Annotated in this window: 16 protein-coding genes and 3 tRNA genes; 12 read left to right on the top strand and 7 right to left on the bottom strand. The window is 49.6% G+C overall.

The window, feature by feature from the left end; genetic code table 11:
- Positions 1-357: 357 nt before the first annotated feature.
- Positions 358-1392 (bottom strand): oxygen-dependent coproporphyrinogen oxidase, encoded by a 1035-nt coding sequence (gene hemF / locus NK638_RS07765; RefSeq protein ID WP_274632555.1) that lies wholly within the window; start codon positions 1390-1392, stop codon positions 358-360.
- Positions 1393-1399: 7 nt separating this feature from the next.
- Positions 1400-2086: a GTP cyclohydrolase II gene (ribA, locus tag NK638_RS07760; protein WP_201584254.1), complete on the bottom strand. Its 687-nt coding sequence runs from the start codon at positions 2084-2086 to the stop codon at positions 1400-1402.
- 462 nt (positions 2087-2548) lie between these two features.
- Here ribA and dxs point away from each other — a divergent pair, with 462 nt between their 5' ends.
- Both dxs and NK638_RS07750 read left to right on the top strand, forming a co-directional pair.
- Complete coding sequence (gene dxs / locus NK638_RS07755; RefSeq protein ID WP_274632554.1) at positions 2549-4582, top strand: 1-deoxy-D-xylulose-5-phosphate synthase; 2034 nt, start codon at positions 2549-2551, stop codon at positions 4580-4582.
- A 268-nt stretch (positions 4583-4850) separates the two neighbouring features.
- The gene (locus NK638_RS07750) at positions 4851-5678 is read left to right on the top strand and encodes an inositol monophosphatase family protein (RefSeq protein ID WP_075101811.1); all 828 of its coding nucleotides are present in this window, start codon (positions 4851-4853) and stop codon (positions 5676-5678) included.
- 37 nt (positions 5679-5715) lie between these two features.
- Here the strand turns inward: NK638_RS07750 and NK638_RS07745 are convergent, their stop codons facing one another.
- Together NK638_RS07745 and NK638_RS07740 are read right to left on the bottom strand one after the other, a co-directional pair.
- Positions 5716-7155 carry a WS/DGAT/MGAT family O-acyltransferase gene (locus tag NK638_RS07745; protein ID WP_274632553.1) on the bottom strand — a complete coding sequence of 480 codons (1440 nt, stop codon included), beginning with the start codon at positions 7153-7155 and terminating at the stop codon, positions 5716-5718.
- A gap of 98 nt (positions 7156-7253) precedes the next feature.
- Positions 7254-8072, bottom strand: a complete 819-nt coding sequence (locus NK638_RS07740; protein WP_274632552.1) for a thiazole synthase — start codon at positions 8070-8072, stop codon at positions 7254-7256.
- Positions 8073-8504: 432 nt separating this feature from the next.
- Between NK638_RS07740 and gspE the strand changes: the two genes are divergently transcribed.
- A complete protein-coding gene (gene gspE / locus NK638_RS07735) occupies positions 8505-10052 on the top strand; it encodes a type II secretion system ATPase GspE (protein WP_274632551.1) in 1548 nt (515 codons plus the stop codon).
- Between the two features lie 128 nt (positions 10053-10180).
- On the opposite strand, the gene NK638_RS07730 is transcribed toward gspE, so the two are convergent.
- On the bottom strand, positions 10181-10669 hold the full coding sequence (locus tag NK638_RS07730) for a RidA family protein (protein ID WP_274632550.1): 489 nt from the start codon (positions 10667-10669) through the stop codon (positions 10181-10183).
- 42 nt (positions 10670-10711) lie between these two features.
- Complete coding sequence (locus tag NK638_RS07725) at positions 10712-11494, bottom strand: DUF4442 domain-containing protein (protein ID WP_274632549.1); 783 nt, start codon at positions 11492-11494, stop codon at positions 10712-10714.
- A gap of 280 nt (positions 11495-11774) precedes the next feature.
- On the opposite strand from NK638_RS07725, the gene NK638_RS07720 reads away from it, so the two are divergent.
- The 8 genes from NK638_RS07720 to gspF all read left to right on the top strand — a co-directional run bounded on the left by NK638_RS07720 (position 11775) and on the right by gspF (position 19276).
- Positions 11775-13247, top strand: a complete 1473-nt coding sequence (locus NK638_RS07720; protein WP_274632548.1) for an McrB family protein — start codon at positions 11775-11777, stop codon at positions 13245-13247.
- Positions 13247-14776 carry an McrC family protein gene (locus tag NK638_RS07715; protein ID WP_274632547.1) on the top strand — a complete coding sequence of 510 codons (1530 nt, stop codon included), beginning with the start codon at positions 13247-13249 and terminating at the stop codon, positions 14774-14776. The genes NK638_RS07720 and NK638_RS07715 overlap by 1 nt, the downstream gene beginning before the upstream one ends.
- Positions 14777-15035: 259 nt before the next feature.
- A tRNA-Pro gene (locus NK638_RS07710) sits at positions 15036-15112 on the top strand.
- A gap of 104 nt (positions 15113-15216) precedes the next feature.
- Positions 15217-15293, top strand: a tRNA-Arg gene (locus NK638_RS07705).
- 38 nt (positions 15294-15331) lie between these two features.
- Positions 15332-15407, top strand: a tRNA-His gene (locus NK638_RS07700).
- A gap of 403 nt (positions 15408-15810) precedes the next feature.
- Positions 15811-16734, top strand: a complete 924-nt coding sequence (locus NK638_RS07695; RefSeq protein ID WP_274632546.1) for an AraC family transcriptional regulator — start codon at positions 15811-15813, stop codon at positions 16732-16734.
- Positions 16735-16954: 220 nt separating this feature from the next.
- Positions 16955-17995 (top strand): hypothetical protein, encoded by a 1041-nt coding sequence (locus NK638_RS07690; RefSeq protein ID WP_274632545.1) that lies wholly within the window; start codon positions 16955-16957, stop codon positions 17993-17995.
- 78 nt (positions 17996-18073) lie between these two features.
- Positions 18074-19276 carry a type II secretion system inner membrane protein GspF gene (gspF, locus tag NK638_RS07685; protein ID WP_274632544.1) on the top strand — a complete coding sequence of 401 codons (1203 nt, stop codon included), beginning with the start codon at positions 18074-18076 and terminating at the stop codon, positions 19274-19276.
- A 217-nt stretch (positions 19277-19493) separates the two neighbouring features.
- On the opposite strand, the gene NK638_RS07680 is transcribed toward gspF, so the two are convergent.
- A complete protein-coding gene (locus NK638_RS07680) occupies positions 19494-19703 on the bottom strand; it encodes a hypothetical protein (RefSeq protein WP_274632543.1) in 210 nt (69 codons plus the stop codon).
- An 84-nt stretch (positions 19704-19787) separates the two neighbouring features.
- Here NK638_RS07680 and gspG point away from each other — a divergent pair, with 84 nt between their 5' ends.
- Complete coding sequence (gspG, locus tag NK638_RS07675; protein WP_446739817.1) at positions 19788-20255, top strand: type II secretion system major pseudopilin GspG; 468 nt, start codon at positions 19788-19790, stop codon at positions 20253-20255.
- Positions 20256-20841: the final 586 nt, after the last annotated feature.

Below are 20841 nucleotides of genomic sequence, written 5' to 3'. Positions count from 1 at the left end.
GCGCCGCTGCCATTAAGGTGATGCTAAAAAAAGATTTCAAAGATTTTTTGGTACAAAGCTGTGCCATATGACTTACTCCTTTAAACGTGGCTAATAGTAGGCATCGCTATCACGCTCGCCTTACCTCAAATATTATTATAAAAATATTTCTTAAGATTCTTTTGCGCACAGTGGCTGCGAAAGAGTCTCTACTATTGTAGCGTTTATCGGCAGAATGGGAGCAATATAATGTTATATCCTCGTAATCATCGGATGATATAAAACCCCTTTAGCAAATCGTTTGTTAGATATAAAAAAGGCCAGCGATAATCGCTGACCTACACTCTCAAACCTAACATTGTTGAGCTTTAAAAAATCTTAGAGAGCCAACCAATCACGCGGCTTCAAATAATAATCAGTCAGCTCAAACTCAGGTGTGCCCTCAGCCGGCTCAAACCGATAATGCCAGCTGGCAAGAGGTGGCATACTGACTAAGATCGACTCAATACGGCCGTTGCTCTGTAGGCCAAATAGCGTACCACGATCATAGACTAAGTTATATTCGACGTAGCGACCGCGGCGATAGAGCTGAAATTGGCGCTGCTCATCGGTAAAGGGCATGTCTTGACGCCGCTCAAAAATAGGCAAGATACCATCAAGATAGCCGTTGCCTACTGCTTTCATAAAGTCAAAACACGTCTCAAAGTCCCAGCCGCGGCTCTCGGTATTGACATCGTCATAAAACAACCCGCCAATGCCGCGCTGCTCATTGCGATGACGCAGATGAAAATACTCATCGCACCACTGTTTGAAGTCAGGATAAACGCTGTCGCCAAACGGCGCGCACAAATCATAGCAGACCTGATGCCAGTGGACGCAGTCCGCTAGCACAGGATAAAACGGTGTCAAATCAAATCCGCCGCCAAACCACCAAATCGGCGCTTCGCCTTCTGCTTCGGCGACGAATAAGCGCACGTTGGCATGGCTGGTCGGGACGTTTGGATTTTTGGGATGGACGACGAGGGACACGCCCATGGCTTGTGCTTTGCGTCCTGCGATATTGGGGTGGCGTGCGGTCGCCGACGCGGGCAGGTTGTGCACGTGAATGTGGCTAAACATCACGCCGGCTTTTTCGATCACCTCACCGTCCGCTAAGACACAAGAGCGGCCGCCGCCGCCTTCTGGGCGCTGCCAATTATCAGGGACAAAGGTGGCATTACCGCCGCCGTCACGCTCTTGTGCTTCGAGCGCTTGGCAAATACGTGCTTGCAAATCGACCAAAAACGCGCGGACGCGAGCGATGTCATTATCGTTTGGTATGGCAGGGTTTGCCGCATCTGCTTGTGCCTGATCGACGTTTTTGTCTATGACGTTTTTGTCTATATTGGTATTAGCTGTATCTGGAATACTCATAACATATCTATTTATTTAGGTGTATGGCAGTATTAAAGTCTTTGTCGAGCAAATGCCCCATGCGGTCGCGTTTGGTGGCGAGGTAATCCGCATTCATATCGTTGACACCCACCAGCAAAGGCACGCGCTCCACCACATTGACACCGTGTTCGGTCAAATAGGCGACTTTATCTGGGTTGTTGGTGATGAGCCGTACCGCATCGACGCCGACATGGGCGAGCATGGGGCCACACATATCATAAATGCGCGCATCAGCAGGTAAGCCTAACATTAAATTGGCATCTAGCGTATCATGGCCCTGGTCTTGTAGGGCATAGGCGCGGATTTTGTTGGTCAGGCCAATACCGCGGCCCTCTTGGCGCAAGTACAAAATAGCGCCGCAGCCTGCCTCTTGGATGGCTTGCATGGCGGTATTGAGCTGCGGGCCACAGTCACATTTTAGTGAGCTAAAGGCATCGCCAGTAAGGCATTCAGAATGGATACGTACCAAGGGCACCGGCGGCTCTGAGGCTGCATGCGCTGTGCTCGGCACGTGGGTGTTGTCTGCCGTCTCATCAGCCGCTACTTGCTCACACGCAGCCAGACCAACGGTCAGCATCACATGCTCTTGGCCGTCGTCGTTTTCAAAAACATGAATATCAAACTCGCCATGACGAGTCGGTAGTTTGGCACTGGTAATAAATTGATATGACATTACTGTCCTGCATAAGCCTGTGGTGGTGGCAGTAGAGTCTGTAAAAACGCGATCACCTGCTCATGACGATAGCATGGTTTTGCGCTTTATGGTAAAAACACACAAAGTTCACAGACGGCGCACGATGATTAAAGCGACAATTAAAAAAAAATGCTATTATGCCATACTATTTTGACGGATACAGTGACAAGTCTTTACCCTTACATTACTATGTCGTCACGAACATTCGGTATTGATGCCTGATAATAAGGCATAATACTCATCCCAAGCCGCGCCGCGCTATATATTATGCTCGCGTGCTTGCTGTGAGACGCCGCATGATGGACTTTATGCCGGCGTTACATAAATAACTATATGGCTTGTTACATCAATAATGATGTAGATATTATTGACGTCGCTTGGCTATCTTTTTTATACACTAAAGCACGTTTTGTCAGCAGATTGGTAGGTATCGTACGGTTTATGCAGCAGTCACCTTATTCCCCACAGTCTCAGTCCGTATCTGCGTCAGCCACCACGTCTGCGGTTCAGCTGCCCAGTCTGCAGCAGACTTATACGGCGATCCCACGTGTGCGCCCGCAGACGCCGCTGCTCGATAGTATCGATACGCCTGCTGATTTAAATGCCTTTAGTAGCGCTCAGCTGATTGCGTTAGCCGATGAGCTGCGCCTTTTTTTGTTGTATTCGGCCGGTCAAAGTGGCGGACACTTTGGTGCCAACCTAGGCGTGGTCGAGCTGACCATTGTCCTGCATTACTTGCTAGATGCGCCGCACGATCAAATCGTTTGGGATGTGGGGCACCAAGCCTACGCTCATAAAGTGCTGACGGGTCGCCGCGCTCAGCTGGGCAGTATCCGTGCAAAAGATGGGTTGACCGCGTTTCCTGAGCGCGCCGAATCTGTGTACGATACCTTTGGTGTTGGTCATTCATCGACCTCCATCTCAGCGGGTCTCGGCATGAGTCTGGCGCTGCGGTATCAGGGGCTGCCGCAGACGGTCGCTTGTATCATCGGCGATGGGGCGATGACAGGCGGCATGGCGTTTGAAGCCATGAACGATGCGGTGCAGCAAGATGCCGATTTGTTGGTGATTTTAAATGACAATGACATGTCGATATCTTGCTCGATTGGCGGGTTTTCGCGGCATTTGGCCATGCTATGGGAGTCGGGGTATCAAGTAGATATCTCTGATACCGGCCAGCCTATCGTCTGTCAGCGCCCTGACATGCAGGGGTTTGATCGGCGCAAACGCCACAAAGAGATGCGCGATGTGCCGCAGCTCGAGGACAATTTATTCAAAGCCATTGGCTTTACCTACTTTGGCCCCTTTGATGGCCACAATATACCTGAGCTACTGCGCGTCTTGTCATTAGCAAAACAAGTCAAAGGCCCCGTGCTGGTACATATCTATACCACGAAAGGCAAAGGCTTTGCGCCTGCAGAGCTAGACCCAGTTGGCTATCATGCCATTAGTAAGCTATCAGATGAGCAGCCGCATGATACGCCGCCTGCTGCTAAAAAATCGCAGCCTGCGCTAAAGTACTCGCAAGTATTTGGCCAGTTTTTGTGTGACAAAGCGCATGAAGATGACAAATTGCTCGCCATTACGCCAGCGATGGAAGAAGGCTCAGGCATGACCGACTTTGCCCGTCAGTTCCCAGAGCGATTTTTTGATGTGGCGATTGCTGAGCAGCATGCCGTCACACTGGCTGCTGGTATGGCAACGCAAGGCGTCAAACCCATCGTGGCGATATACTCGACGTTTTTGCAGCGCGGCTACGATCAGCTGATTCATGATGTGGCTTTGCAAGATCTTGATGTCACGTTTGCCATCGATCGCGCAGGATTGGTGGGCGAGGACGGCGCGACCCATGCGGGGGTGTTTGATTTTGCTTTTTTACGCTGCGTACCCAACATGCTAATCGCTGCGCCAAAAGATGAAAACGAGTGCTACCATTTATTAAATACTTGCTATGAGTATCAAGGCTGTACGGCTGTTCGTTATCCGCGCGGCGTCGGTACAGGTGCTGCCATCGAGCGCCCCGCGCAGACCTATGACATCGGCAAGGCGATGATTGAGTCGGTAGTAGGACAAGATGATGCCCCTCTCAAGCTGGCGCTACTGGCGTTTGGTAGCATGGTCGCCGCCGCTGATTCGGCCGCCCAAGATATCGCTCAGCAGTTGCACTGTCAGGTACATGTGGTCAATATGCGCTGGGTGAAGCCACTAGATACCGTATTGTTAGAAGAGATACTGGCAAACGGCATCACCCATATCGCCACCCTAGAGGAGCACATGCTGATGGGCGGCGCGGGCAGTGCAGTCAATGAATATTTGCTCAATGAGTCGGCGGCCTTTAAGCATCATCGCCCAGCCATTTGCAATATCGGTATTCCGGATCGTTTTATCGCGCATGGCGCACCCGCAGAGCAAATGGCCGACTGTGGTCTGGATGTTGCAGGTGTGGTCAGTCAGCTCAAGCAACTGCTAAAATAAAACCCTGTCATTCATAAAAAATTGCTAAAATAGCAGAGTAAAAAATAAAGCTTATAGGTTTTTTGCTTAAACCTCGCCTACTTGCCGTAGGTGTGAATTATTTGACAACTTGGGCGGTGCAACGACTAGCAATCATCTATTTGGTTTGCTTGGCGGCTAGGGTTTTTGTTAGGTTGATAGGAGTTGGTTTTAAGTCGGCTTTATTTTTTGTACATTTTACCAGTGTTATCTCTTAAGTATATTCATTCATCAAGCAAATAGGTTATCTATGGAACCCATGGTCGTCATCGCAGCACGTGCTGCTGAAAAAGTCGGTAAAGAGATTTTATACGCGCATCAAAACCGTCACAAAATCGAGCTAGATATCGAGTCAAAAGGGCTTGATGGACTGGTCACCCGTATTGATCGTTTTAGTGAAGAGCTGACGATTGAGACACTAAAAGCCAGCTACCCAAACCATTCGTTTTTGGGTGAAGAGTTTGGTATGCAAGAAGGCCGCGGCGAAGATGCCGACTGGTGCTGGATTATCGATCCACTAGACGGCACCAAAAACTTCGTCCATGGTGTGCCGCAGTTTTGTGTCTCTATTGCCGTGCAGTATAAAGGTGTGACCGAGCACGGCGTGATTTATGATCCTGTGCGTGACGAGATGTTTTCTGCCAGCCGCGGCAAAGGCGCGCGTCTCAACCAACGCCGTATCAATGTCAGTGAGCGTAAAGTCATTGACGGTGGGCTATTTACCACTGGTCATCCGCTTGAGCGCAAACGCAATGGCGAAGTCATCTCTTATGCCAAGCAGCACTTTGAAAGCCTACAAAAAATCTCTGAAGCGGGCGGACAAGTTCGCCGTTTAGGCTCAGCTGCGCTGGATCTGTGCTATGTGGCGGCAGGTCGTTTTGATGGTTATTTCGAGATGTCTATCAAGCCGTGGGATATTGCTGCCGGTGAGCTGATTGTCACCGAGGCACGCGGCGTGGTCGTCGATCATACTGGCGCGCACAACTCGATGACATCAGGCTCTATCTTTGCCTGTAACGTCAAGCTGCTCAAGCCATTGATGCAAGTGGTGGTACCGACTTGGGGCGATGTGTTTTAAGCCGCCGTCAACGATCAAATCTTAAAAGCTGGTACCATTATGGTGCCAGCTTTTTTATGAGCTTAGGGTTTTGATCATCACGCTTGTCCTTGACCGTGATGCCTTGAAACTCAAGCTCTTTGCTGGTCGCCTCTAGCAAATCCAGCTCTTCTTCGATCAGTATCAGCATATCTTGTATATGCGGTAGCGCCTTACTACAGGCAGTGATGCCAAACTCAATTCTATCGAGATAGCTGGCGAGCGTGATGTTCATCGCTTGACCATTAAAGACGATAGAGGCAGGGTATAGCGACTGTAGCTTTGCGCCATTCCAGTATAAGGGTTTGGTTGAGCCGGGTACATTGGAGATGATCAGGTTAAAGGCTTGTTTTTTTGGGAATAAGCCCGTTGCCAGATTGATGCCTTCCCACGCATACGCGATCACGCTGTAATTAATCACTTGGGCTTGATTCATACGGCGAAAACGGCGTTTGCCGTTATTCATGCTGCGGTGGATAAGCTCGATGCGGCGTAGTGGGTCATCAAGGTGCGTGCCGAGGTTTGCTAGGACAAACGATAGCTGGTTACCTGAGACGCTATTATCAGTACGTAGCGACATCGGGACAAAAGCGATCAATGGCTTGCTGGGTAGGGCATCCATGGCGAGCAAATAACGACGAATGGCCCCTGAACAGACGGCAAGTACCACATCGTTTTTGCTGATTTTTAGGCGGGCGGCAATATGGTTAAAGCGTTCGATATCATAAGACTGCGCAGCGATACGACGAGAGGCGGAGATGCGTTTGTTTAAGATGCTCATCGGTGCATCAAAGGTGCCGACATAGCCTTCGTCGCCATGGTTTTTGAGGTTGTCCAGCAGCTCAGTAAACACCGGTTTGATGGTAGAGATTTGCTCTTTGATAATGCGCCGCACGGAGCGCTCTTTGGGCAGTATGGCGTTGACTTGGTTGCGGTGGCGCGCCATCAGTGACCACACAGGCAGGGTGACAGGCTCGGTGGCGGACTGCGATAGGGATTTTTGTACCAAACGCATGGCTGCAATACCATCGACTAATGAGTGATGGATTTTAAAATACAGCGCAAATCGCTCAGCACCGCCCTCAGTCTCGGGCTGGATGCCTTCTATCACGTGGCATTCCCATAGCGGCATGGCGCGATCTAGCAGCCGTCCGTGCTCCCTTGACACATACATCAGCAACTCGCGAATCCGCGCAGGGTTTGGCAGCGCGACATGATGTAGATGGTGCTCCACATCGAAGTTTTTGTCTTTTTTCCAAAAGATCAGATGCTCTAGCACTTGGTTAAAAGGAAAGCTTGGCGGCACGTCGGATTCTTGCATTTGTTTTACCAGCTGATAGACAAAATCGCTATCCGCCGCTTTTGGTAATTCAAATAAAAACAAGCCGCCAACGTGCATGGGCTGTTTACGCGACTCAAGAAGTAAAAATAATTGATCGACTGCGGTGAGAAGTCGCATAATAAATCCTTTTATGATGTTGGAAAAAAGACCCATGATGATGGCGTCATATCTGGCGCCACACGATCAGGTGTCCGCTGAGCTACTAGCAAAAGCGCTTACTGAAAAAAGTAGCCTGTCTGCGGCGAGCTGGCGGCTGCCATTTTGCGCATCGGCATACGGCCCGCCAAAAACGCCTCACGCCCAGCCCAGATAGCGTGCTTCATGGCTTGTGCCATCAAGACTGGGTTTTGCGCATTGGCAATGGCAGAGTTCATCAAGACCCCATCGCAGCCAAGCTCCATGGCAATCGCTGCATCCGAGGCGGTGCCGACGCCTGCATCGACCAATACGGGTACGTTGGCGTTTTCGATGATTAGGCTGAGGGTATGGCGATTGAGCAGGCCAAGTCCAGAGCCAATCAAGCTACCGAGCGGCATAATCGCCACGCAGCCCATGCTTTCAAGCTCTTGGGCGACGATAGGATCATCAGACGTATATACCATCACCTCAAACCCATCGTCTATCAAGACTTTGGCCGCTTTTAACGTCTCCATGACGTTAGGGTAGAGGGTTTTTTCATCGCCCAACACCTCAAGTTTGACCAGATTGTGCCCGCCGAGCAGCTCGCGAGCAAGCTTACAGGTACGAACCGCCGTTTCGGCATCAAAACAACCAGCAGTATTTGGCAAAATAGTGTATTTTTCTGGAGAGATGACGTCGAGCAAATTGGGCTCATCGTTATTTTGCCCAATATTGGTACGGCGAATGGCGACGGTAACAATCTCTGCCTCCGACGCGCCGATGGCCTTACCTGTCTGCGTCATGTCTTTATATTTCCCCGTCCCGACCAATAACCGAGAAGAAAAGGTACGACTACCGACGTTAAAGGTGTCTGATAGTAGCGGCGTGGGAGTGGGTTGGGCGTTTTCTGACATAACTCAAATCCTAATAACGGGCGGCAAGATGACCTAATAAATAGGCATCAAATATGAAAGGGTGTGTCTTAGTGCAAACGTGCAACGCTTATCAGACAAGTCTCAACCTGATAATAGCGCACTATCGACAAAATAAAAATCCTCTGTGGACTTGGCGCGTTAGATGGCGCAATTGGCACCAAGCGATAGGGACGCGCGTCTTGCAGATAAACTAATACGCATCTGACACAAAATGCTATTATACCAAACTCATGCAGGTTTACAGTCAGTCTTTTTGGACTAAAGCGGTGCGGCGCTGAGCCGCGCTATGCTAAGCCGCATTATATAATCAAGAGCGCTGTGCCATTTTAGAGGGAGTCGATTTTACCCATACCTCTGCTGTCATCATATGCTGCTCATACCGCAGTTATTCTTAGTTATCAGGTCGTTTTTATGATGCAATTGCCTTATAGTTTTGCCAAACGCCATCAGGTTTTGGTCATCCTTGCGATAGACCCTGAGCTGCCCGCGACGCTGGTACTGACCAAGGCCACACCGCTATCGGCGATTAATGAAGCGGTGCGGTTTTTACACCAGCAGGGCGTGCGCGGCGTGCCCACCTATGACAGTGTTAGCGCCGATGAGTTTGAAAAACGCCTAAACGCCGCTTATGCAGGCAATACGGGCGAGTCACAGCACATTGCTGCAGGACTTGAAGACCATCCGGATCTCGATAGCCTGGCAGATAGCGTGCCTGAGACAGAAGACTTGATGGATCAGCAAGACGACGCCCCCATCATCCGCCTGATTAATGCGCTACTGTCCGAGGCTATCCGTCTCAATGCGTCTGATATTCATATCGAAACCTTTGAAAAACGCTTGGTCGTGCGTTTTCGCGTCGATGGCGAGCTAAAAGAAATCATTAGCCCAAAACGTCAGTTAGCGCCGCTCTTGGTCTCGCGTATCAAGGTGATGGCCAAACTCGATATCGCCGAAAAACGCGTGCCACAGGATGGCCGTATCAGCTTGCGTCTAGCAGGGCGTGAGGTCGATGTGCGGGTGTCGACGCTGCCCTCTAGTTTTGGTGAGCGGGTGGTGATGCGACTGCTCGATAAGCAAGCAGGCCGCTTAAACATGACCTATCTGGGTTTGTCTGACAGCGACTATAGTGAGCTTAAGCGCCTTATCCATCGCCCGCACGGTATCATCTTGGTGACTGGGCCGACGGGGTCTGGTAAGACCACTACTTTATACTCGGCATTGACTGACCTAAATGATCAGACTCGCAATATCTTGACCGCTGAGGACCCGATAGAATTTCAGCTCGATGGCATCGGCCAGACGCAAGTGAATAATAAAGTCGATATGACCTTTGCCAAGAGTCTGCGCGCGATGTTACGACAAGATCCAGACGTGGTGATGGTCGGTGAGATTCGTGATTTAGAAACCGCAGAAATTGCTGTACAGGCATCGCTTACCGGACATTTGGTATTATCGACGCTACATACCAACACCGCTATAGGGGCCGTCACCCGCTTACAAGATATGGGGGTTGAGCCTTTCTTATTGTCATCATCACTGATAGGGGTCGTCGCCCAGCGTTTGGTGCGCACCTTGTGCCCGCACTGTCATGGCTGGCAAGCTGCAGATAGTGAGCAGGCCAAGCTATTTACTGAGATTGATCTGACATCGGGGCTATCAGGCGCACAAGCGACAGACACCTTTATCAAACTCCCCAAACCCGTCGGCTGCGACAAATGTAACCAGACAGGCTTTAAAGGTCGTACTGCCATATATGAGGTGGTGCCCATCGATGATACGCTGCGCCGTATGATTCATAGCAACACCGCTGAGTATGAGCTAGAAGCCTACGCTCGCCAAAAAACATCGTCGATTCGCGCTGATGGATTGCACAAGGTGACAGCAGGTCGGACGACGTTAGAGGAAGTGCTGCGCGTGACCAAAGAAAGCGCGCTAAATGATGAATCGCTTTTAAATTGATAGAGGGTTTATGAGGATGCCTAGCATATAAACGGCAAAAAAATAACTGACTATCAAAGCCAGTTATTTGGTCGTGCTCTATTGGTAATGACTGGTATGCAGTGGTACATTGATAGTGAGTACCGCAATTATTTGACAGCGATACACTCAACCTCGACGCTTGCGCCCGCCGCCAGCTCTGAGACGCCAAAGGCTGAGCGCACCGGATAAGGCTTGGCCATCGTGGCTTTGTAGACGTCATTAAAGTCAGCAAAGTCATCCATGTCGGTCAGCATCGCCATGCATTTGACCACATCTGACTTTTGGTAGCCATACTTTAGGAGCGTGGCGTGAATGTTGTCTAGCGCTTGCTTGGTTTCGGCTTTGACACCGCCTTTGACCAGCTTGCCGTCTTTAAAGCCGATCTGGCCTGACATATATAGTGTATCGCCGACCCGCACCGCTTCAGAAAAAGGATAGCTGCCACCTTCTCCCAAAAATACAGGGCTGGATTTGCTAAGCGTGGCATGTTGGCTGGTATTTGCTGGAGCGGCCGTGGCTGTCATGCTAAGCCCCAACGCGCAGGCCAGTAGTAACTTAGATAAAGGGGCTGTCAATGTATGGATAAGTTTGGACATCATTGTCTCCTTGTTGTTGGTTTTTTGATTTGATCACGCAATCTATGTGCTTTTGGCCATATCTGTAGTGGCGGCAGACAAGTCTTGCGCAGAGGGTGTATCGTTTAGTTGTGAAGCGGGTTGAGCATCATTGGTCTGGTCGTCAAGCGCACCTGCCAATGCTGCGTCATCACCTGCTGCTGTTTGCGCATTCGCTTTGCCTTGACGTCTGGTTTCTAGCTCTGACTTGGGTATCCAAGCCCATTTCATCTCGACCACGATAGGGTCGCGCTCGCTATCAGACTCGCGATCATGAATGACGCAAGGGATGACCATCTCGCCTTTTGGGGTATTGAGGATGGTCAAGCGCTGCTCATCCGACAAGGTGGCGATAGCGGCGATCTGACCTTTTTTGATGGGGCGATAAAAATCTACCGAGTAAGATTTAATCAGCAGGACACGGTCAGAGGGCAGGTTTAGACCCAAAATAAACCCCGTGGCTGTTTCGGCCAGTAGGGTGATGGCAACGGCGTGGATAGAGCCGATATGGTTTTGCACGGCTTTGGTGTTGTTTAAGCTGACCGCCACTTGGTTTGGCTCAACCGTCTCATAGTAGACGCCCGTGGTGCCGACATAGGGCACCACTTTACCAAAAGCCTTGGATAAAATACTAGAGCGGGCGCTGGCCGGTAAGTATTTGGTCACTGACAATAGCTTGGTGAATTGGTTACTGACGGGCTTGAGCGTGCTGTTTGGTGGTTCGACTGGCGATCTTGTGCTGTCAGCTACTTTGGCTGGCAATTTATTGGTCAGCTTGGTAGGGAGTTTTTTTAATAATCCTGACATACAAAAATCCTTTATATAGTATATAGATAGGTTGAAGGTGACATTGCGTATGATGAAACCTCATCAATAACGACGAAGCGCCTATTGGCTGCCAAGTCGTCACCACTACTATGGTACATTAACCGCGTTCTGCCTACTATTATTAGCATGAACTGCTGCGCTTACAAAATGATAGTAAGGTAACGAGCAGACCGCCCTAACGTCGCCATTTTCCTTGTTATAATCAGCCCGCCTATTGCTTGTTTCATGTTTATACACTTTTGCTCTGCTGGATAATGTTATGTCTGATGTCTTGCTCACTCAACCAAACCGCTCTCATCAACCAGTTAATATCATCTACACGGGCGTCGCTGGTACTGGTAAGACTTATCGATTGCTACAAATCGCCCAGCAATACACCGACGATCTGCCCACCGCAGATGATGAGGCGCTATTGGCCCAGCTGTTACAGAAATTGAGCTGGCGCGAGGTGCTGTGTTTGATATTTTTGCAGATGCGCAAGTCGCAGCAGGACTTACTAAAAGTACCAGAGATTGTCGCCCATCCTTTTTTTGTGGCAAAGGCGGCCAAAAATGCCCGCGACAAAAACTTAAGCAGCACCGCTTGGTTGGCGCTGCGTCGCCACAGTCCTGCTGACTCGCGGACGGTCAGCTGTGATAACCGCGCTAGTCAAGCGTATTTTGATAAGGATGAGAGCGGTGCGTGGTATTTGCTGCCTGATAGCATCGACTTGCTAGAGGGTTTATCACAGCAGCTAGCCGAATTTGAGCAAGCGCAGCACGACAATAGCGCGCGCCAGCAAGCCTTTAACCAGCAGCGCTTTAGTATGGTGAGCTTTCACCAAGCCTACGGCTATGAAGAGTTTGTCGAAGGGATTCGCCCCGTTATGACATCTGCCAATACCGCCAACAATGCCTCAGGCCGACAGATGCAGTATGGCATTCAAGATGGCGCGTTTTTGTTGTTGTGTCAGCGCGCCGCTCGCGACCCCAAAAAACGCTATGCTATGCTGATCGATGAGATCAACCGTGCCAACGTATCACGGGTCTTTGGTGAGCTGCTAAGCTTAATTGAGCCAGATAAACGCACTGGCATGGCCAATGCGATGACGGTAAAGCTGGCGTATTCTGGCCGTACTTTTAGTATTCCGGCCAATGTCGATATTTATGCCACCATGAACACGCAAGATCATTCTTTAGCCCCGCTAGATATGGCGCTGCGCCGGCGCTTCCGATTTGTCGATTGTCCGCCACAGCCTGAGCTGCTACCAAGTATCGAGACAGGCCACAGCGCAGACAGTGCTGAGTCTGCTGCCACGATAGCGCTCGGCAAACTACTCAGCGGCCTCAATCAGCGCATCACGCAAACGCTCGGCAGCGAAGCGCAGTTGGGCCATGCGTTTTTATGGGCGATAGAGAGTCTGGAGCACTTACAACGCGCACTGACCGAGCAAATCATTCCACAATTAGCGCAAGCTGCAGGTGGGCAAGTGGCGGTGCTACAATATATCTTTCAAGATGACGAGCAGCCGCTAGCGATGCAGTTTATACAAGACAGCCAAGCGCTGCTGGCAGGTAGCCGGCCTACACAGACGGCGACTCAAAATGACAGCGCCGCTGGCTATTTGGGCCATGATTCGTTTTTTGGTCAGCCGCACTCGGCTCTAGGGGCAGGGGGCTATAGGATAAATGTAGATCTTATAGCAGGCGCAGGCGCGTTTGCGCAGGCGGCTATCTATCAGCGATTATACTGATGACTGTGCGCCATAACGATAGCAACCTTCATACCGCTGGTAATCCTGAGCTGCGGCGGCCAGCTGTTTCTCAGACAGGCATTATGACGGTGTTTGAGCATCAGCGGCTGACCGCGCGCGACTTTGCGTACGTGACTGATTTTGAGTGGCTACTGGCGCAAGAGTTTGCGGTATTTGGCATCAAGCGTAAGCGGGGCCAGTGGCAGCTTCAGGTGGGTCACTATATCGGCATTGTGCACCTGCCAAGTGGCATGGTGCTTGAAATATTACCCAAACGGATGGCGGCGTCAAATACACCGCCTCAGCGTCAGTCGCCATCACAGCAGCAAAGCGCTATCAGCCGCACTCGGCTTTGGGTGCAGAGGATGCTGGCAGATTTGATCGCCAGCAACGACTCATCACCGCAGACACTGCCAAATAGCAAACACCTTGGGCAGTTTGGTCGCCACGCTGCACCCTTACCGATCAACGCTTTGCCATTGTCAGATTGGCTTATTCAGCAGTTTTTGCAAGGACTGACGCAGCACTCACCCACCAAGCACTATCAAACGCAAATCGATAACCAAACCTCATTGCAAGGTCGCCTCGTGATAAAAGAGCAACTGCAGCGCAACCTGCTGCAGCCGCACAAGTTCGTGTGTGAGCGCAGTGTGCTCAGCCAAGAGATGCTAGCCAATCGGCTGATCAAAAGTGCTTTAGAGCAACTTGGCCCATTACTACAGACCTCCATGCGTTTTCGTCGCATCGGCGCTCAGTTGTCGACGACATGGCAGCGGGTCTCTGCGCTACATGCTCATGAGCTGACGCAGTTGGCGACGGTCTATCAGCAAGCCAAACGCCAGCTTGCTATGCAGCCACTGCGCGTGGCCGCCGTGCAAGGTGCGCAGCAGCTATTAGAGATGGCGTATTGGCTACTGCGCCAGTCGAGTGTCGCTGGGGCAAATGGTATCGCGCCACTTGCAACAAAACAGCAGCCATCATCACTACGTTTGTGCCTGCTGCTAGATATGAACCAAGCCTTTGAGCAGTGGGCCAGCTTACGTATCGCCGCACTGTTTCGGCGCGTCAGTACGAGATATCAGCCGCTGTTTCAGGCGCAGCGGGTCTGGTTGAATGACGAGGAGGGGCGAGCTTGTTTGTCTATCCGCCCTGATTTATTGATTTATCAAACGCCGCCTGATAATGACAATGACAACTCCACTCATACGCATCACAAGGCAAAGACAGTCACTAACACGGCACGCTGTTATAGTCATGTGATCGATATCAAATGGAAAGCACTAGCAAGTGGTGCTGCTATCAACCCCAGCGATGCTTATCAATTGGCCAGCTATGCGCAGGCTTATCAAGCGCCGCAGGCTTGGCTGGTGTATCCTGTACAAGATGACACGCGGCAACCGACGAGGCTTCGCCAGCTGCCTATCACAGAAGCGCTCGCCAGCAAGGTGCCAGATCATGCCACGCTATGGCTAATACCCTTTAACGTCAACACAGGCACGATAAATAAGGGCAGTGACTTGTTTCCTTGAGAAAATATAGTATAATGCCCCTGTCGATGAGTAGGTATTATCGATATTAAGGGATATTAAGGCGTGGATTGTGGCCTTTTTTATAAAAACATGCGTTTTTGCGTTAATTTAATAATTCTTTTAAATTTATCAAAAATAGGTGTTGACACAATCGGCTTTACCCCTTAATATGTGCACCTCGATAGCGATGAACATTAACAAGTTAGCGGCGTTGCCAACGACAAGTTACTTAACAAAACTATCGTAAAAATAGAAATATCGGAGTGTGGCGCAGTTTGGTAGCGCATCTGGTTTGGGACCAGAGGGTCGTAGGTTCGAATCCTATCACTCCGACCATCTATTTATTTAAGAGCCTTACAGGCTTTTTTTTATGTATAATGATTGAGTTTATACTACAATAGTAATGTAATCTTAATTAGATATATAAAAAGCCCTTAAGAGCGCCTGTAGCTCAGTTGGATAGAGCACCTGCCTTCTAAGTAGGTGGTCGCAGGTTCGAATCCTGCCAGGCGCGCCATTTAGCCTGCATATCTTGCCTTCCTTGGCCATATTATGGCGGTTGTAGCTCAGTTGGTAGAGCCCCGGGTTGTGATCTCGGTTGTCGTGGGTTCGAGTCCCATCAGTCGCCCCAATTTTTATTTTTCTCTCTTTATCTGTCAGTAGCCGCTTTGGCTCTATTGCTGCACCTTTTTTCTGTTTCTTTATCAGACTTTCCTGTCGTTACTCTTTATATTTATCCTTTGCTGCTCATAAATAATGACACTGGTTTTGGCCGGCGTTTTTTTGTGCCTGCGTGTTTATACCGCGATCTGATGCTTGGCGCTCATATTTGTCATTCTATCGTTTGATTTAAGTGCCATTTGCCAAACATATAAGTGCGGGCAGTATTGGCGCGCCTCGAGTTTGGTCTATGTGTCTAACGTATGTATATTTTTAACCAGAGTCCACGAGCGGATATTTGACTTGTGTCATCTCTATGAGATAGTTTATTTTGCTAGGTTTGGACACTGCTCATAATCACTAAGGAACGACAGATGGACGCTCTAAGCGTATTGCTACAAAATGTGCATTTGTTTGAAACCAAATACTATCGGCTAAATTGCGTCGGTAATTGGTCTTATTCATTGACGAGAAAAGACACTATTTTATTTTACTTAGTGATGTCTGGCAGTTTTTGTATCGATGTTGGCAATGATCGACGAGAGGTACATGCAGGCGATATTATCATGATTCCCAATACCCATCAGCATACAAGCTATGCGCTAGCGTATGATGGTGATGCCGCCCAGCCGCTAGATGAGATGCTCAATAGCTGCAAAGCACAGACGCTAGATGTCAAAGGTGAGGGCGAGTCTCATTCGTCTCTGATTTTGATTGAGTGTAAGTATGACAAAGAGATGATACGGCCGTTATTGTCTGTCCTGCCATCGATTTTGCCCGAAATTAATGAAGAATCTGATGGCAGGTTTGAGGTCATTGATGTGGAGATTAAGCTGCTGACCTTGGAGGCTGAGCGCGAGCGTATGGGTAAGACCGCAGTCATCAATCACTGGGCGAGTATCATGATGATTGAGTGTTTGCGCGTCTATATCGAAAGCCTGCCTGAAGCCACTGAGAATTGGCTAAAGGCCATGAAAGATCCGTTTTTGACCAAAGCCTTGGCCGCCATGCATGAAGATCCAGGCAAAAGCTGGACGATACATAAGCTGGCAGAGGTCGCGGGGATGTCGCGCTCAAGCTTTGCGCAGCGCTTTAAAGACACAGTCGGTATGCCGCCGCTAACGTATCTGATTGATTATCGCTTGCGCCTGGCAGCGCGCTACTTGCGGTTGCAACAAAACAGCATCAGCCGTATCAGTGAGCTGGTCGGCTATGCGTCGGATTCGACCTTTAGCCAAGCATTCAAGCGCGTTTACGGCGTCTCGCCCAAAGCCTATCGCCAGCAGTATCACGGTTAGCGGATGACGTGATGCCGCGTTTATCTGGCTAGGTATTTTAAGCCGCGTGCGGCGGTGGGTATTTTGCTGATGGACGGCTGACAATACGTCGATGTTCAGGTACTATGGAATATTGAGTCATCTGGACGCCAGCGCTTGTGACAAGCGTGCTATATTTCCTTATAAAGCAGGCATATAGTCAGATCTAGATGATGTTTCATTTTGCTGCAGATGGTATGTTATGACTGAACCAACCGCAAAGCCAAACGCCCAAGCCGGTAGCCAATCCGCTATCGAAGCCAATGGCAACAAACCAAGTAATGCGCCTCAAGGCACCGTCAGTGATGCGCAATATCCCATGACAGACGCTCAGGAGGATGACAGCGCTGTGGTCTTTGATAAGGCGGCACTGTTGGCCTTGTTTACGGTTGATAGCGCTGTGGACACGGCGCATACAGTCATGCCACAGGTGCAAACTGATGCTTCTACCGATAAGGACAGCGTTGCCGCCCAGCGTCTGGCCTTGTACCGTGCTCAGCATGAGCGTACACGGCTCTTGTATATGGCTCCTGCCAATACCCGTCCGACTTATTTGGTACAAACGCTCAAATCACAGTTTGTAGAATACCAGCAATATTTGCTGGCGCAGCAGCTTGATAAACGCGGATTGATGGATACCGATGGGCTTGAGCGTCTTTGGCAGCAGCTACATGTGGTCGACGACATCATCGCTGATATCGTCCGCCACATGCCCGCGCAGCAGCCAGCAGGGTGGCAGCTGACCACTCAAGATGGCCGTAACCCGTTGTGCTTTGCCACGATCGGCAAGCTCAAAAACACCAAGCCTATCTTTGATCAAGGCAGCCTCAACAGCTATGTGCTTGGGCACTTTGGGGTGAGTAGTTTTACTTACGATAGAGGCTATTATATCGGCCATGTAGTCGGCTATTTATTTAGTTGTTATTTTTGCGCGCATCTGTCCATTAGCTATAGCGTCACGGCGCTTGCGCCTGAGGTGGTGGCGGATTATGACTACGCCAGTTTAGAGACACCGCATATGGTGCGGCTGCTACAAGGGCTAGACGGCTATTGCAAAAAACGCATTTATCAATTGGCCGTCATCTGTGCACGGCTGAGCGTGTTTGCCAGTGATAAACGCATCGAGAGAATGCTGATCGCTGAGGTCAATGACTTTGATAAAAAGCTCCAACAGCAGCATTTAGATGTCTTGCTCCTCCAAGGGCTGATGCCGGATAGCAACGACTCCACACCGCTGTTTTAGGCGACAAAGCCATACCCTAAGGTTTTGAGCGCTGTTTTATCATTCACTCTATTTGATCTTCTTAGGATATCTGCTGCTATGCCAGCCTATCATTTTAAAGCGCTTGACGAGCGCGGCAGTATGCAAAAAGGCCTGCTCGAGGGCGATTCGGCGCGGCAGATACGCCAGCAGCTGCGTGATAAGCAGTGGACGCCCGTGGAGGTCAGTGCCGTCAATGACAGACAAGCTAAGCATAAAAACCGCTATAAAAAGCCCTCCGCTTATGAGCTGGCGCTCTTAACCCGTCAGCTGTCTGTCTTGCTGGCAGCAGGTATTCCATTAGAAGAAACGCTTGCCGCCGTCGCCAAACAATCACCAAAGACGCATATTAAATCTCTCATGCTTGCCGTGCGCTCTCATGTGTTAGAAGGCTTGAGTCTTGCGCGCGCACTACGGCAAGCCGCTAGTTTTCCACCACTATATATCGCGACCATTGCGGCAGGCGAGAAATCTGGTCATTTGGATTTGATCCTCAACCAATTGGCAGATTACACCGAAAACCGTTTTGCTTTACAAAAGAAAATCCAAGGCGCAATGGTCTATCCGATTGTGCTGATGGTGATGGCGGTCGGAGTAATCATGGGCTTGATGAGTTTTGTGGTGCCAAAAATCGTCAAGGTCTTTGAGCAATCAGAGCAAGCGCTACCGCTGATTACCCAAATCGTACTCACACTGTCCAATTTTATCACTCAATGGTGGTGGCTGATGCTGTTGATATTGGCTGCGCTGGCATTTTTGTGTTATCGCTTTGCCCAAACGCAAGCGGGCAAGTTGGCCATTGACAGTCTGGTACTCAAGCTACCGATATTGGCGCGCTTGTCTAAGGGACTCAATGCCGCGCGCTTTGCCAGTACTTTGGCGATATTGGTGCGCTCAGGGGTGCCGCTGATTGAAGCCCTACATATCGGTGCGGCGGTGACGACCAACTTACATATCAAACAAACCATTGTGAGTGCAGCCGATCGAGTCACAGAAGGCGCTAGCCTCTCTACGCAGTTAGAAAAATCCTCCTATTTTCCGCCGATGATGGTGCAGATGATCAAAAGCGGCGAAAACTCAGGCGAGCTGGAAAACATGCTCAGTCGAGCGGCCAGTATGCAAGAGGCCGAAGCTACCAACTTTATCAGTACGTTACTGTCATTACTTGAGCCGTTGATGCTGGTATTGATGGGAGTGGTGGTGATGATTATCGTCATGGCAGTAATGCTGCCGATTGTCAATATGAATGATTTGGCCGGTTAATCCGGTTAAATGCCACGTAACTTAAGGTGAATCGACGATATAGACTTATTTTGAGCGGACTGTATGGGCGATTAGGTAACAGTGAGCCGTGGGTCTATCTTGCTTAAACGCCCGCCAGCTTGCTCAAGCTTTACTTACTGTTGTACATTATTGACTGCGAGTAAGATAAACTTCTGCCAACCCCCGTAGTAAGCTATAGTAACCAGCGTCAGTGTCTCTACAGCCTGCCCGCTGGTTTATAAAACCAAAAAAGATACAAAGCCAAAAAAGATAAATTCATAAGACAAGTCATCTGGCGGCGCTGGATAAAAATAAAATCATGGTCTATAGTGACCATGGTGCCAATATCGATAGATAACGGCAAATAAATCAAATCAGGTAACCATGTGCCAAGTAGCGCCAAGTAGCGCCAAGCATTAAACGCCATTTAAGCGCCCTGATAACTGACACAACTGCGATGATAAAAGTGATGATAATGACTGACAAAACCCAAGCCGCCCCCCGAGCACAGATGACGATGGACAATACAGGTAGCAGCCCGATAAATACCACTCATGCGAAGCGGAGTGGCCAGTCCGGCTTTACCTTGATCGAGATTATGGTGGTGATTGTCATTTTGGCCATACTAGCCGGCCTTGTGGTACCCAAAGTGGTGGGCCAAAGCGACAGAGCCCGTATCAAAACCACTGAAACCGCGCTGGCTACTGTCTCAAACGCGCTTGATATGTATAAAGTAGACAACTCGCGTTATCCCACCACCGCGCAAGGATTAGAGGCACTGCTCACGCCGCCAAGCGACGCGAAAAACTATCCCGAAGGCGGCTATATCAAAGGCGGCTATCCAACAGATGGCTGGGAAAATGAGCTGCAGTATGTCGCTCCAGGCAGCGAAGGCCGTCCTTATGACTTGTTTTCATTAGGAGCCGATGGCCAGCAGGGCGGTGAAGGGCAAGATGCGGATATTTACGCGCAGCTATAGTCCACAATAGCAAGGCAAGCAATGTATCTCGGCGTAGAATAAAGGCAGTCCAAAATGACGTCAATATGCCGATATTACTCGTGCTACTGCTATAAATTTACCTGCGGACTGTTCTCCTAGAGGCTACGAAAAACTCATTCCAGTAGCACTGTAGCAGTTTTAGAAAGAAGCAGGCTCAAGCTTTGCGGTTTTTATAATGATCAGATATCAACCAATAACAGCTTATTGGTTGATATTTTTTATTAGTGACACAAATTATGATTTTTGTTAACTACTCTTTATTGAATGCGTTTTACTGTAGACTGTCTCGGTATATGTATTAATATTATAATTATTTTTAATGTATGTTGCGCTGTATAAGCGGCTTGCTGCTTTGAGCATGATTTAATCTGCATTATCAAGTTTGACATCAGTTATTAAGAGGTATCATTTATGGGTATATCGACATCTACGACAAAATACCAGTCAGCGTGCATGCGTACGGCGGCCATCATTCTTGCTAGTAGCTCACTGATAGCAGCGGGAACCATAAGCGCTCAAGCAGCCAGCCTTAGCGGTTTGTTTAACAGCAGTAATAACGGGTCGT

Source organism: Psychrobacter sp. A3 (assembly GCF_028823565.1).
Lineage (GTDB): Bacteria > Pseudomonadota > Gammaproteobacteria > Pseudomonadales > Moraxellaceae > Psychrobacter > Psychrobacter celer.
This window is presented reverse-complemented; position numbering and strand designations above follow the sequence as displayed.

Excerpts from the sequence above, each read along its gene's own strand:
- ribA (WP_201584254.1), bottom strand. The coding sequence starts at position 2,086 with ATGTCATATCAATTTATTACCAGTGCCAAACTACCGACTCGTCATGGC.
- dxs (WP_274632554.1), top strand. The coding sequence starts at position 2,549 with ATGCAGCAGTCACCTTATTCCCCACAGTCTCAGTCCGTATCTGCGTCA.
- NK638_RS07720 (WP_274632548.1), top strand. The coding sequence starts at position 11,775 with ATGTCTGATGTCTTGCTCACTCAACCAAACCGCTCTCATCAACCAGTT.
- NK638_RS07715 (WP_274632547.1), top strand. The coding sequence starts at position 13,247 with ATGACTGTGCGCCATAACGATAGCAACCTTCATACCGCTGGTAATCCT.
- NK638_RS07680 (WP_274632543.1), bottom strand. The coding sequence starts at position 19,703 with ATGGCGTTTAATGCTTGGCGCTACTTGGCGCTACTTGGCACATGGTTA.
- NK638_RS07750 (WP_075101811.1), top strand. The coding sequence starts at position 4,851 with ATGGAACCCATGGTCGTCATCGCAGCACGTGCTGCTGAAAAAGTCGGT.
- NK638_RS07690 (WP_274632545.1), top strand. The coding sequence starts at position 16,955 with ATGACTGAACCAACCGCAAAGCCAAACGCCCAAGCCGGTAGCCAATCC.
- NK638_RS07725 (WP_274632549.1), bottom strand. The coding sequence starts at position 11,494 with ATGTCAGGATTATTAAAAAAACTCCCTACCAAGCTGACCAATAAATTG.
- NK638_RS07730 (WP_274632550.1), bottom strand. The coding sequence starts at position 10,669 with ATGTCCAAACTTATCCATACATTGACAGCCCCTTTATCTAAGTTACTA.
- gspG (WP_446739817.1), top strand. The coding sequence starts at position 19,788 with ATGACGATGGACAATACAGGTAGCAGCCCGATAAATACCACTCATGCG.
- NK638_RS07745 (WP_274632553.1), bottom strand. The coding sequence starts at position 7,155 with ATGCGACTTCTCACCGCAGTCGATCAATTATTTTTACTTCTTGAGTCG.
- gspE (WP_274632551.1), top strand. The coding sequence starts at position 8,505 with ATGATGCAATTGCCTTATAGTTTTGCCAAACGCCATCAGGTTTTGGTC.
- gspF (WP_274632544.1), top strand. The coding sequence starts at position 18,074 with ATGCCAGCCTATCATTTTAAAGCGCTTGACGAGCGCGGCAGTATGCAA.
- NK638_RS07740 (WP_274632552.1), bottom strand. The coding sequence starts at position 8,072 with ATGTCAGAAAACGCCCAACCCACTCCCACGCCGCTACTATCAGACACC.
- NK638_RS07695 (WP_274632546.1), top strand. The coding sequence starts at position 15,811 with ATGGACGCTCTAAGCGTATTGCTACAAAATGTGCATTTGTTTGAAACC.
- hemF (WP_274632555.1), bottom strand. The coding sequence starts at position 1,392 with ATGAGTATTCCAGATACAGCTAATACCAATATAGACAAAAACGTCATA.